The organism is Pseudomonas sp. CFBP13508 (assembly GCF_005233515.1).
Taxonomy (GTDB): Bacteria; Pseudomonadota; Gammaproteobacteria; order Pseudomonadales; family Pseudomonadaceae; genus Aquipseudomonas; species Aquipseudomonas mercuritolerans.
In genome coordinates this window covers 773,058-785,250 of the sequence record NZ_QFZZ01000003.1, presented here as the reverse complement: position 1 = coordinate 785,250, position 12,193 = coordinate 773,058, and the positions used below count along the sequence as shown (strand labels likewise).

At 59.8% G+C, this 12,193-nt stretch carries 10 protein-coding genes; 7 read left to right on the top strand and 3 right to left on the bottom strand.

What is annotated here, in order from left to right; all coding sequences use genetic code 11:
• Positions 1-32 precede the first annotated feature (32 nt).
• Entirely contained in the window at positions 33-2,060 is a 2,028-nt protein-coding gene (locus PspCFBP13508_RS12005; protein WP_137214573.1) for a M3 family metallopeptidase, read from the top strand.
• 5 nt (positions 2,061-2,065) lie between these two features.
• Here the strand turns inward: PspCFBP13508_RS12005 and PspCFBP13508_RS12000 are convergent, their stop codons facing one another.
• On the bottom strand, positions 2,066-2,713 hold the full coding sequence (locus PspCFBP13508_RS12000) for a tyrosine-protein phosphatase (protein ID WP_137214572.1): 648 nt from the start codon (positions 2,711-2,713) through the stop codon (positions 2,066-2,068).
• 279 nt (positions 2,714-2,992) lie between these two features.
• On the opposite strand from PspCFBP13508_RS12000, the gene PspCFBP13508_RS11995 reads away from it, so the two are divergent.
• Genes PspCFBP13508_RS11995 through PspCFBP13508_RS11985 form a run of 3 tightly spaced genes read left to right on the top strand, consistent with a single transcriptional unit; the run spans position 2,993 to position 6,840 of the window.
• Positions 2,993-3,739: a gluconate 2-dehydrogenase subunit 3 family protein gene (locus PspCFBP13508_RS11995; protein WP_137214570.1), complete on the top strand. Its 747-nt coding sequence runs from the start codon at positions 2,993-2,995 to the stop codon at positions 3,737-3,739.
• 2 nt (positions 3,740-3,741) lie between these two features.
• The gene (locus tag PspCFBP13508_RS11990; protein WP_137214568.1) at positions 3,742-5,526 is read left to right on the top strand and encodes a GMC family oxidoreductase; all 1,785 of its coding nucleotides are present in this window, start codon (positions 3,742-3,744) and stop codon (positions 5,524-5,526) included.
• A 12-nt stretch (positions 5,527-5,538) separates the two neighbouring features.
• Positions 5,539-6,840, top strand: a complete 1,302-nt coding sequence (locus tag PspCFBP13508_RS11985) for a cytochrome c (protein ID WP_137214566.1) — start codon at positions 5,539-5,541, stop codon at positions 6,838-6,840.
• A gap of 70 nt (positions 6,841-6,910) precedes the next feature.
• Here PspCFBP13508_RS11985 and PspCFBP13508_RS11980 read toward each other — a convergent pair whose 3' ends face one another.
• Positions 6,911-7,213 carry a hypothetical protein gene (locus tag PspCFBP13508_RS11980; RefSeq protein ID WP_130911332.1) on the bottom strand — a complete coding sequence of 101 codons (303 nt, stop codon included), beginning with the start codon at positions 7,211-7,213 and terminating at the stop codon, positions 6,911-6,913.
• Positions 7,214-7,457: 244 nt separating this feature from the next.
• Between PspCFBP13508_RS11980 and PspCFBP13508_RS11975 the strand changes: the two genes are divergently transcribed.
• The 3 genes from PspCFBP13508_RS11975 to PspCFBP13508_RS11965 all read left to right on the top strand — a co-directional run bounded on the left by PspCFBP13508_RS11975 (position 7,458) and on the right by PspCFBP13508_RS11965 (position 11,099).
• On the top strand, positions 7,458-8,516 hold the full coding sequence (locus tag PspCFBP13508_RS11975; protein WP_137214564.1) for a PA0069 family radical SAM protein: 1,059 nt from the start codon (positions 7,458-7,460) through the stop codon (positions 8,514-8,516).
• Between the two features lie 237 nt (positions 8,517-8,753).
• Entirely contained in the window at positions 8,754-9,482 is a 729-nt protein-coding gene (locus tag PspCFBP13508_RS11970; protein WP_016772323.1) for a carbonic anhydrase, read from the top strand.
• 90 nt (positions 9,483-9,572) lie between these two features.
• Positions 9,573-11,099: a SulP family inorganic anion transporter gene (locus PspCFBP13508_RS11965; RefSeq protein WP_137214563.1), complete on the top strand. Its 1,527-nt coding sequence runs from the start codon at positions 9,573-9,575 to the stop codon at positions 11,097-11,099.
• A gap of 136 nt (positions 11,100-11,235) precedes the next feature.
• Here the strand turns inward: PspCFBP13508_RS11965 and PspCFBP13508_RS11960 are convergent, their stop codons facing one another.
• The gene (locus PspCFBP13508_RS11960; RefSeq protein WP_024015006.1) at positions 11,236-11,886 is read right to left on the bottom strand and encodes a hypothetical protein; all 651 of its coding nucleotides are present in this window, start codon (positions 11,884-11,886) and stop codon (positions 11,236-11,238) included.
• Between the last annotated feature and the right edge of the window lie 307 nt (positions 11,887-12,193).

Genomic DNA, 12,193 nt, shown 5'->3' with positions numbered 1-12,193 from the left:
GGTCAATCCAGCCCTCTCTCACGGAAGACGCCATGCCTGACACCAACCCCCTCCTGCAACAATGGCAGTTGCCGCCCTGGTCGGCGATACGCGCCGAGCATTTGCTGCCGGCGGTCGAGCGCATCGTTGCCGACAACCTGCTGATCATCGAAAACGTCATCGCCACTCAGGTCGACCACTCCAACTGGGACGATGTGGTCATCGCTGTCGATGAAGCCGACGCGCGTCTGGCTGAAACCATGGCAGTCATTGAATCCCTCTCGGTCAGTCATTCCGATGATCCCGAGTGGTTGTCCCAGGAAGCCCTGAGTACCCACGCCGCACAACGTTACAGAACTGCGAAAGCTGCCAATCGACGACTGCTCCAGGTTTATCAACGATTGGCGCAGAGTCCGGTTGCCGCCAGCTTCAGTGATTCACGCAAAGCCTCGCTGACAAAGTTCCTGCGCAGGTTTCAGCTGGCGGGGGGCGAATTGCCAATTGCGCAACGCGACGAACTGGCGCGCTTGAATGGCGAAATCGATCTGCTGGAAAAACGCTTTCAGAGCAACCTCAAAGCAGTCAACGCCGCCTGGAACAAAGACATCGACGATATCGCGCTGCTCGCGGGACTGCCCGCGCAAACACAGGCGCATCTGGCTGCCAACGCCAAAAAGGCCGGCCTGTCCGGCTGGCGCCTGACACTGGATCAAAACACTTACGACCAGATCATGAAGCGGGCACAGCACCGCGGTCTGCGCGAGGAATGCTTCAAAGCCTGGTGCACCCGCGCCTCGGATCAGGGGCCTTACGCCGGCCGTTTCGACAACGGACCGGTACTGGCAAAGCTCCTGGCCGCGCGTCATGCGAAAGCCCGGCTCCTGGGTTTCGACAACTTTGCCCATCTGCGGCTGCACGACCGCATGGCTGTGGATACCGATCAGGTCCGCCGTTTTCTGCGTCAGCAGATCGCCCTCAATGCAGCGGCGCTGGCGCGCGAAACCGATGATCTGCAAGCCTCTGCCCGCCAGCAGGGCATTGAACGGATAGAAGCGTGGGATCACAACTTCCTCGCCGAGCAATTACGCCTCAAGCAGGTGGGCGGCGGGGTGCAGGACCTGCGCCAGTTCTTCCCGCTGAACGCCACTCTGCAAAGTTTGCGTCGCTTCAGCGAGCACATGTTCGGCATCAGCATCAGCGAAAATTCCCGCCAGGAGCACTTCCACGACAACATTCGCCTGTGGGAAATCAGCGAGCATGATCAACCGATTGGCTTCATCTACATCGATCCCTTCCATCACGAGGCGGGCACCGACTTCGCCTGGACCGGCGTGCTGCGCAATCGACGGATCAATGCCGAAGGCCGACCAGCGCTGCCGATTGCCACGCTGCATTGCAATTTCACGGCCGCCGCGATCGGGCATCCGGACCTGCTTGGACATGACGATTTACGCGTACTGCTGCACGAATTCGGCCATTGCCTGCATCACGTGCTGACGCGTTCGCCGCACTACAATCTGTCCGGTATCTCGCACTTGAGCCGCGACGCGGCCGAGTTTGTCGGGCAACTGTTCGAGCAATGGGCGTTATCCGGGCAATTTCTGCGTTGGCTGGGTACCCATCACCAGACTGGTGAGCGCCTGTCCGAAGCACAGGCCACTGCCGCGTTTTCCACCACCGACGTCCAGCGCAGCCGGGAGACGGCGATACTGTTGCTGAGCGCGCTGTTCGACTTCGAACTGCACCGCTGTCATGGCGACGGGCGCACTGTTCGACAAGTGGTCGAGGATGTGCAAGGCGAGTTCGCGCACCTGTCCATCCCGACCTACTGCCGCTTCGCCAACAGCTGCGATTATCTGGTCACCGGTTACGAGGCGTCGCTTTACGCCTACAAATGGTCCGGTGTGCTGGCGAGCGAGGCGTTCAAACGTTTCGAACGTGAAGGCCTGTTCAACGAGCAGACGGGCCGGGACCTGCGCGAACACTTGTTGGCGGGGGACAGGCAGGCACTGCCCGCCGCACTGCAAGCCTTTCTCGGAAAACCGATCGACAGCGCGCTGTTTCCTGCGCCAGCCGATTGAGCTGATCAACGCTGGACGTGGGCCGAGTCGAACCAGCTCTTCATCGAACACATGGCGAATGCACTGGTGCTGCATTCGCCATTGATCAAGGCTTCGTGCAAGCGGTCGACGTCGGCTTGCATCACGTAGCGCACGCTGTCGTGAAAGCGCTGACTGTCACCAAAGCCACCCTCGGTCATTTCCTTGAGCGCCTGCTCTTTGCTCCAGCCCTGCACCACCACCCGGTACATGGCTGCCATCAGTCCGGTGCGGTCAGAGCCGTGCTTGCAGTGCATCAGCACCGGGCCGTTGGCCTCGGCGGACTGAATCGCGCGCAGAGCCTTGAGCACATCGCTGTCGTCGACGTGGTTGGTGCGATACGGCAGCTGCACTTGCTTGATGCCCGGCGCGGAGAGCCAGTCGCTATCAGCGTCAGGCAGGAAGTTGATTACGGTGACGACATGCAGATCATTCAACAGCGGCACCGCACTGCGACTGGGCAAGGCGCTGCGATACAGCGTCGGTGACATGCGGAACAGGTTGAACTGCGCCTCGACCGGCTGCGCCCACTCGGCCGGGCGAGAGGGCGTGGTGTCGGCAGCTCGGGCGGCAATGCCATGCAACAGCGCGACAAGCGAAAAACACAAAGCGGGGAAAAAGCGCATTCGAGACATGCTGGGCTGACCGATTCGGCAATCTTCATTGAAGGAGTTGCAGCTTCGCCGCCAGGCGGTCAATGCGCCGTGAGCCGGCCGTCAAAGAAACGTGAATCGTCGCCTCGCCGAGCTTTTTTCCGTGCGAACGGTTTTTCTTGATGCTTAGCCTGCTACCATTTGTCACATGATGTTGCAGACGGGACGGCTTTCAGCAGGCCAGTTCCCGATCGTCGCGACGCAAAATTCCTCGAGCTGCTCGCAGAAGCGGCTGATTTCTATGCCTGATGAGGTGCCCACATGTCTGATCAAGATCGAGACAACCCGCGGCGTGAGTTCTTGCGCAAATCCCTGACCCTGATTCCGGTGGTCACGCTTGCCGGTACCGGCCTGGGCAGCAGCGTGCTGCAAGCAGCACCTGAAAGCACACCGGCGCCTGCCGTGCCAAAACCGGCCGCTGCTGGCGCCGGTGAGTATCAGCCGAGCTTTTTCACCGCTGAAGAATGGGCATTCATCAATGCCGCCGTCGCCCAGTTGATCCCCAACGACGCGCAAGGCCCGGGCGCGCTTGAAGCCGGCGTGCCGGAATACATCGACCGCCAAATGAACACCCCGTACGCCGCCGGCGCGCTCTGGTATATGCAAGGCCCGTTCAATGCCGACGCTGCGCCGGAGATGGGCTGGCAGAGCAAACTGGTGCCCAAAGACATCTATCGCCTTGGCATCGCCGCCACGGATCAGTGGGTAAAAGGTCTGAGCGGTAAAACATTTGCCGAGCAAGACAGCGCTACCCGAGACGATTTGCTCAAGCAACTCGAAGCCGGCAAACCGCAGTTCGATGCGGTGCCGGCGAAGATCTTTTTCAATCTGCTGCTGCAAAACACCAAGGAAGGTTTCTTCTGCGACCCGATCCATGGTGGCAATAAAGGCATGGTCGGCTGGACCATGATCGGTTTCCCCGGCGCCCGCGCCGATTTCATGGATTGGGTGGAACGCAACGAGCAATACCCCTTCCCGGCAGTGTCGATTCGCGGCGAGAGGGCGTAAGCATGGCAACGGTAATGAAGAAGGTTGATGCAGTCATCGTCGGTTTCGGCTGGACGGGCGCCATCATGGCCAAAGAGCTGACCGAAGCGGGTCTGAACGTGCTGGCGCTGGAGCGCGGGCCGATGCAGGACACCTACCCCGACGGCAACTATCCGCAGGTGATCGACGAACTCACCTACAGCGTGCGGAAAAAGCTCTTTCAGGACATCTCCAAAGAGACGGTGACCATTCGCCACAGCGTCAACGACATCGCCCTGCCCAACCGCCAGTTGGGCGCGTTCCTGCCGGGGAACGGCGTCGGCGGCGCCGGGCTGCATTGGTCGGGCGTGCACTTTCGTGTCGACCCGATCGAATTGCGTATGCGCAGCCATTACGAAGAACGCTACGGCAAAAGCTTCATCCCCAAGGACATGACCATCCAGGATTTCGGCGTCAGCTATGAAGAGCTGGAACCGTTTTTCGACTTCGCGGAAAAAGTCTTCGGCACCTCCGGCCAGGCCTGGACGGTGAAGGGCCAATTGGTCGGTCAGGGCAAGGGCGGCAACCCATACGCGGCAGATCGCTCCAATCCATTTCCATTGGAAGCGCAGAAAAACACCGTATCCGCACAGCTGTTCGGCAAAGCGGCTACAGAGGTCGGTTACAAACCCTACAACCTGCCTTCGGCAAATACCTCTGGGCCGTACACCAATCCCTACGGCGCACAGATGGGTCCGTGCAATTTCTGCGGGTTCTGCAGCGGCTACGTCTGCTACATGTATTCCAAGGCCTCGCCGAACGTGAACATTCTGCCGGCGCTCAAGCCCCTGCCGAATTTCGAGTTGCGGCCCAACTCCCATGTGCTGCGGGTCAATCTCGACAGCACGAAAAGCAAAGCCACTGGCGTCACCTACATCGACGGCCAGGGCCGCGAGATCGAGCAGCCGGCGGATCTGGTGATTCTCGGCGCATTCCAGTTGCACAACGTGCGTCTGATGCTGCTTTCCGGGATCGGCAAACCCTACGATCCGATCAGCGGCGAAGGCGTGGTCGGGCGTAACTTCGCCTACCAGAACATGGCCACTATCAAGGCCTTCTTCGACAAGGACACCCACACCAACAACTTTATTGGCGCCGGCGGCAACGGCGTGGCGGTGGACGATTTCAACGCCGACAACTTCGACCACGGCCCGCACGGCTTCGTCGGCGGTTCGCCGATGTGGGTCAACCAGGCTGGCAGTCGACCGATTGCCGGTACTTCCAACCCGCCGGGCACGCCGGCCTGGGGCAGTGCGTGGAAACGCGCCACCGCCGATTACTACACCCACCAGGTGTCGATGGACGCCCACGGCGCGCATCAATCCTACCGTGGCAATTACCTCGATCTCGATCCGGTGTACCGCGACGCCTACGGCCTGCCGCTGCTGCGCATGACTTTCGACTGGCAGGAAAACGACATCAGGATGAACCGCTTCATGGTCGAGAAGATGGGCAAGATCGCGCAAGCCATGGGCCCGAAAGCCATTGCGGTGATCGGCAAGCAGGTCGGCGACCACTTCAACACCGCTTCGTACCAGACCACCCACCTCAACGGTGGTGCAATCATGGGCACCGATCCGAAGACCAGCGCACTGAACCGCTATTTGCAGAGCTGGGATGTGCACAACGTGTTCGTCCCGGGCGCCTCGGCGTTCCCGCAGGGCCTGGGCTACAACCCGACCGGACTGGTGGCGGCGCTGACCTACTGGTCGGCGAAAGCGATCCGCGAGCAATACCTGAAAAACCCCGGCCCGCTGGTGCAGGCTTAAGGAGCGATGACCATGAAAACTTTCGTTATCGCCACCCTCGCCCTGCTCGGCAGCACTGCAATTCATGCGGCCGATGTTGATCAAAATCTGATCAAGCAAGGTGAATACCTCGCCCGCGCCGGTGACTGCGTGGCCTGTCACACCGCCAAGGGCGGCAAGCCGTTCGCCGGCGGCCTGCCGATGGAGACGCCGATCGGCACGATCTACTCGACCAACATCACCCCGGATAAAACCGGCCTGGGCGATTACAGCTTCGAGGACTTCGATCAGGCCGTGCGCCACGGTGTGGCCAAAAACGGCAGTACGTTGTACCCGGCCATGCCGTATCCGTCCTACGCGCGGGTCAACCAGGCCGACATGCAAGCGCTGTATGCGTATTTCATGCACGGCGTCGAACCGGTGGCGCAGGAGAACAAGGCCAGCGACATTCCGTGGCCGTTGAGCATGCGCTGGCCGCTGATGGGCTGGCGCTGGCTGTTTGCGCCGAAGGTCGAGGATTACCAGGCCACGTCGGCCGATCCGGTGATCGATCGCGGGGCATATCTGGTCGAAGGCCTCGGCCACTGCGGCGCCTGTCACACCCCGCGCGCGCTGACCATGCAGGAAAAATCCCTGAGCGCGGCGGACGGCAGCGAATTCCTCGCCGGCAGTGCACCGCTTGAAGGCTGGATCGCCAAGAGCCTGCGCGGCGATCACAAGGATGGCCTCGGCAGCTGGAGCGAAGAGCAACTGGTGCAGTTCCTCAAGACCGGGCGCAGTGATCGCAGTGCGGTGTTCGGCGGCATGAGCGATGTTGTTACTCACAGCATGCAATACATGAGCGACGCCGACCTCACCGCGATTGCCCGCTATCTCAAAACACTGCCGGCCAATGATCCAGCGGACCAGCCGCATCAGTACGACGAGAAAGTGGCCAACGCGCTGTGGAACGGCGACGACAGCCAACGCGGCGCGTCGGTGTACATCGACAATTGCGCAGCCTGCCACCGCACCGACGGCCATGGCTACACCCGGGTGTTCCCGGCGCTGGCGGGCAATCCGGTGCTGCAAACGGACGATCCGACCTCGCTGATTCACATCGTGCTCAAGGGCGGAACCTTGCCGGCGACGCACGCAGCGCCATCGACCTTCACCATGCCCGGTTTCGCCTGGCGCCTGTCCGATCAGGAAGTCGCGGACGTGGTGAGTTTCATCCGTGGCAGCTGGGGCAACAAGGGCGCGCCGGTCAGTGCCAAAGAGGTTGCGCATCTGCGCAGCGAAGACATGCAAAGCACCTCCGGCGATGATCTCGGCCAGGTCACTCAACACAACTGAAAATAAAACCCCTGCATGATGTATTGATGCAGGGGGTTTTATTTATGAAGTTGTGGGCGATTACTTCTGCTTACGGATTAATGATAGCCACATAAGCTTTGGCCAAGGCGATCAACTTCGCCTTGTCATCACTATCAATATCGCCGTCACCGTCGACATCTTTCTTGTTGGTGCGAATAGTGAAGGTTTTGCCCTTGTCGGCCGATACCGCTACGACATAGATGGAATCGACCAGAGCCTCGGACGCCAGCTGTTGTTCTGCATCCCAGCCCAGTTCCTTGCGCGCCAGCTGCAGCGAAACAATGGTATTGGAGTCGGTGATGCTGGGCCGCATCATTTGCAGGAAAACACCGCGTTGATTCAAATAAGACATTCAATCAAATCCTTTTAATTAGTTGGCCGGAGTCTGTTGCCGGGAGTTCCAGAGCCTATATAGCGGATCTGTGTTGAGCAATTGCGCATCTGTGTCTTCGATTGTCGTTTATCAGCAAGGATCATCTAACGAACAACTTTATCCACGAGCGGCACCGCCAATTTCCTTAGCATCGCTGAACGGTACTGGATAACAGCGCACAGCCTCGGATACTGTATGCATATACAGAGTAGAGGTTTGTTCGATGATCACTCCAGTCCCGCCCCGCGGTCGCGGCACCGCAACCAACCCGCACAACCGCTTTGCGCCGAGTCGTTCAGTGGCCGAGGACGATGGCTGGTATCAGGAAGTACCGCAGACGCAAAACACCGAAGTGATCATCGAGAAGGCCAAATCGATCATCAGCCGCAATACCTCGCCGGATCTGCCCTTCGACCGTTCGCTCAATCCCTATCGCGGCTGCGAACACGGCTGCATCTATTGCTACGCACGGCCCAGCCACGCCTATTGGGACATGTCACCGGGCCTCGATTTCGAAACCCGCCTGATCGCCAAGACCAATGCCGCCCAGGTCCTTGAAGAACAGCTGAGCAAACCCGGCTATCAATGCGCGCCGATCAATCTCGGTTCCAACACCGACCCGTATCAGCCGATCGAGCGCGAATACCAGATCACCCGACAGACCCTGGAAGTGCTGCTGCGCTACCGACATCCGGTAACCATCGTCACCAAAGGTTCGCTGATTCTGCGCGATCTCGATTTGCTGACCGAGTTGGCGCAGCAACGGCTGGTAACGGTGATGATCAGCCTGACCACCCTGGACGATGAGCTCAAACGCATCCTCGAACCGCGCGCCGCTGCGCCCAAGGCACGCCTGCGCGCGATTCGGGTGATGCGCGAAGCGGGCATTCCGGTCGGCGTGCTGTGTTCACCAATGATTCCGATGATCAACGACAGCGAAATCGAAAGCCTGCTCACCGAGGCTCACGCTGCCGGTGCGCAGAGCGCCGCGTACATGATGTTGCGCCTGCCGCTGGAAGTTGCGCCGCTGTTCGAGGAGTGGTTGCAGGCGCACTATCCGCAACGTGCCGCGCATGTGCTGAGTCTGATCCGCCAGAGTCGCGGCGGTGAACTCTACGACAGCCGATTCGGCGCGCGGATGCGTGGTGAGGGGCCGTTTGCCGACCTGCTCGCACAAAGATTTGCCAAGGCCATCAAAAAACTTGGCCTGAACAAACGCGAGGGCTATAACCTCGACTGCTCGGCCTTCTGTCCGCCGGGTCGCCAGATGTCGTTGATTTAGCGACAATTGGCTTTGGGTTGACGGGTTGGAATCCTTCCGCCGAAACACGCCAGTCACGTTTTTTGTGACCTGGAACACACGTTCTAGAGCGTTTCATTCAGTTTCAGTTAAGTTTCGGCGGCTACCTTGTTCATCGAGTGACTGACGGGTCGGGATGACCCGGATGGTTTAAACAGCCACTGGCTTCATACCGGAATACCGGGGAAGACTCCCTGAATCCGCACAAGAGGATGAATCATGAGTGACAAGGATAAACAGTCGTTGGCTGCCTCGGCGCAAAGCCCTGAAGCACAATCCGCCGATGCAGCACTGCGACAGATCGTTGATGGCTTTTTACGCTTTCATCATGATGTTTTTCCGCAGCAGGAAGAACTGTTCAAGAAGCTCGCCACCGCCCAGGCGCCCAAGGCGATGTTCATCACCTGCGCCGACTCGCGCATCGTTCCCGAGCTGATTACCCAGAGCTCGCCGGGCGATCTGTTCGTCACCCGTAACGTCGGCAATGTGGTGCCGCCCTACGGTCAGATGAACGGCGGCGTCTCCACCGCTATCGAGTACGCGGTACTGGCGCTGGGCGTGCAGCACATCATCATTTGCGGCCACTCCGATTGCGGCGCCATGCGCGCGGTACTCAACCCCGACAGCCTGGAAAAAATGCCGACGGTCAAAGCCTGGCTGCGCCACGCTGAAGTCGCGAAAACCATGGTGCACGACAACTGCAACTGCACCGACGAAAAAGACAGCATGCCGATCCTCACCGAGGAAAACGTCATCGCCCAACTGCAGCACTTGCGTACCCATCCTTCGGTAGCCTCGCGCATGGCGAACGGTCATCTGTTCATCCATGGCTGGGTCTACAACATCGAAACCAGCGAAATCAAAGCTTACGACGCGGACCAGGGTCGTTTCCTGCCTCTCGACGGCAGCCATCCGATTCCTGTGGCGACGCCCAAAGCGCGCTTCTAAATCTTCCCAACAATCTGTGTGGTATGACGCCGGCCGCTGATTCAGCGGCCCGGCCTCGCCACGCCTGAAGAAAACTTCGGGAGAATCGCCATGCGTGCGGCTCAATTGAAAGCTGTGTTGCCACGGGAGCTGCTGGCTTCCGTGGTTGTGTTTCTGGTCGCCCTGCCGCTGTGCATGGGTATCGCGATTGCCTCAGGGCTACCGCCGGCCAAAGGTCTGATCACCGGCATCATCGGCGGTCTGGTGGTCGGTTGGCTGGCGGGTTCGCCATTGCAGGTCAGCGGTCCGGCGGCGGGTCTGGCGGTGCTGGTTTTCGAACTGGTGCGCCAGCATGGCATGGAGATGCTCGGGCCGATCCTGCTGCTCGCCGGATTTCTGCAACTGGTCGCCGGGCGCCTGAAGCTTGGCTGCTGGTTTCGGGTCACGGCGCCAGCGGTGGTCTACGGCATGCTCGCGGGCATTGGCGTGTTGATTGTGCTCTCGCAAATCCACGTGATGCTCGATGCCAAGCCGCAGCCTTCCGGGCTCGACAACCTCACGGCGTTCCCGGCGGCCGTAGCGCAAGCCTTGCCGTCGTTCGGCTGGCAGGCGGGTCTGCTCGGCTTGTCGACGATTGCGGTGATGTGGCTGTGGGAAAAATTCCGCCCGCATTCGCTGCGCTTCATTCCCGGCGCATTGCTCGGTGTGGGTCTGGCGACGGTGGCGAGCCTGATTCTGGCGTTGCAGGTCAAGCGCGTCGAGGTACCGGCGAATCTGGCCGAGGCGATCGATTGGCTCAAGCCAGCCGACCTGATGAATCTGGCCGACCCGACGCTGCTGATTGCCGCGTTCGCCGTCGCATTTATCGCCAGCGCCGAAACCCTGCTATCCGCTGCGGCGGTGGATCGCATGCACAGCGGCGTGCGTTCGGATTTCGACCGTGAACTGTCGGCGCAAGGTGTCGGCAACATGCTCTGCGGTCTGGTCGGCGCGCTGCCGATGACCGGAGTGATCGTGCGCAGTTCGGCCAACGTTCAGGCCGGTGCGACCACGCGCTACTCGACGATTTTCCATGGCCTGTGGCTGCTGGCATTCGTGCTGTTGCTGTCGAGCGTGCTGCAAAGCATTCCGGTGGCGAGCCTGGCGGGTGTGCTGGTGTATACCGGCTTCAAACTGGTCGACCTGAAAGCCTTCCGTGGTCTGGGTCGTTATGGACGCATGCCGATGTTCACCTATGCCGCGACGGCGCTGGCGATCATCTTCACTGATCTGCTCACTGGTGTGCTGATCGGTTTCGGCCTGACCATGTTGAAACTGGCATTCAAGGCTTCGCGCCTGAAGATCAGCCTGATCGACCTGCCGCAGGACGGCGAAATGGAGTTGCGTCTGGTTGGTGCAGCGACGTTCCTCAAAGTGCCGGCGCTGACGCAGGTGCTGGGCAGCATTCCCCACGGCACGACGGTGCATGTGCCGCTGAACAACCTGAGCTACATCGACCATTCGTGTCTCGAGTTGCTTGAGGAATGGGGCCGGGCGAATGCGGCGAAGGGGTCGAAGCTGTTGATCGAATCGCGCGGGTTGAAGCGACGGCTTGAGGGGCGGGTTCGGACCAATACCGGGATTGGTGCGGCCGGCTAGATAATCCATTGTGAACACAAACCCTGTGGGAGCGAGCCTGCTCGCGAAAGCGGTGTATCAGCCAACAGAGATGTTGAATGATCGACCGCATTCGCGAGCAGGCTCGCTCCCACATTGCATCTATGGTGTATGAGGGTTACGCGGCAGGCTGATCCAGCTCAAGCCCCACACCCAACCGGCGGCTCATGCACGGCCAGCGTTTCCACGCCGCGCCAGTGTCCGGGCTACTGAGTTTCTCGCGATAGGCTTCGACCGACTCCAAAGCAAAACTCTCTTCGTTGAGCATCTCGTCGATCGCGTGATGCACCGCTTCGTCCAGTTGGTTGGCAAATTCCTCACCGATCAATTGGTGAGCAATCAGGTTGGCGACCGTCATGTCCAAGGGGATCAATGGCTGGCCGAAGTGCTTGATGTACAGGTCGTTGACCTCTTCGACAAAGCGGTGTGCCAGATAGGCTTCGTCGAGCAGGCTGTCCAGGCCGACGTGCCCGGCCATGATCGCCGGCGGCTGGAGGAAATACTGCTCGGCGATTTTCAGCACCGGTTTGATCTGCGATTCGATTCCCGCTTCCCTGGCGACTTCATTGGCTGCATCCAGCAGGTCCGGTACTTCATCGATGTAGGCGGCAACAAAACGCGTCAGCACGCCTTGGGCGTCGGCTTCCGGCAACTGGATCGCCGGGTGCAGGTGAGGCAGCTTGCTTTCCAGCTGACGGGTCAGCAGGCCGGTGTCTTTTTCGTGCTGTTGGGCTTTTTGGATCTGCTCGCGCAATGCGGCGGTGTTCATGAAAACTCCAGGAAACAAGGCAATGAAATAGGGAAGACATAACTTAGCTGGCTTACGAAAAACGCTAAGACGCATTTGTCATAATTATTTCATCCTTGATGCAGCTGCGTTATATCCATTTGCCACCACTCGTCTGCATCCTTCTCCATTCGGGCACTTGAACGCAAGCGCCGGTTGTTTCAGCTCATTTACGTGTCCGGGTTGCAAATCCCGGGCGCTGTCTATACTCGCCAATGAATGGAGTTAGCTGATGACGCCCGACTGCACCCGCAGCAAGGCCCGGCGATTCAAGTTCGTAGTCTGATGC

Coding starts and splice junctions, on each gene's coding strand:
- PspCFBP13508_RS12005 (WP_137214573.1), top strand. CDS start 33: ATGCCTGACACCAACCCCCTCCTGCAACAATGGCAGTTGCCGCCCTGG.
- PspCFBP13508_RS12000 (WP_137214572.1), bottom strand. CDS start 2,713: ATGTCTCGAATGCGCTTTTTCCCCGCTTTGTGTTTTTCGCTTGTCGCG.
- PspCFBP13508_RS11995 (WP_137214570.1), top strand. CDS start 2,993: ATGTCTGATCAAGATCGAGACAACCCGCGGCGTGAGTTCTTGCGCAAA.
- PspCFBP13508_RS11990 (WP_137214568.1), top strand. CDS start 3,742: ATGGCAACGGTAATGAAGAAGGTTGATGCAGTCATCGTCGGTTTCGGC.
- PspCFBP13508_RS11985 (WP_137214566.1), top strand. CDS start 5,539: ATGAAAACTTTCGTTATCGCCACCCTCGCCCTGCTCGGCAGCACTGCA.
- PspCFBP13508_RS11980 (WP_130911332.1), bottom strand. CDS start 7,213: ATGTCTTATTTGAATCAACGCGGTGTTTTCCTGCAAATGATGCGGCCC.
- PspCFBP13508_RS11975 (WP_137214564.1), top strand. CDS start 7,458: ATGATCACTCCAGTCCCGCCCCGCGGTCGCGGCACCGCAACCAACCCG.
- PspCFBP13508_RS11970 (WP_016772323.1), top strand. CDS start 8,754: ATGAGTGACAAGGATAAACAGTCGTTGGCTGCCTCGGCGCAAAGCCCT.
- PspCFBP13508_RS11965 (WP_137214563.1), top strand. CDS start 9,573: ATGCGTGCGGCTCAATTGAAAGCTGTGTTGCCACGGGAGCTGCTGGCT.
- PspCFBP13508_RS11960 (WP_024015006.1), bottom strand. CDS start 11,886: ATGAACACCGCCGCATTGCGCGAGCAGATCCAAAAAGCCCAACAGCAC.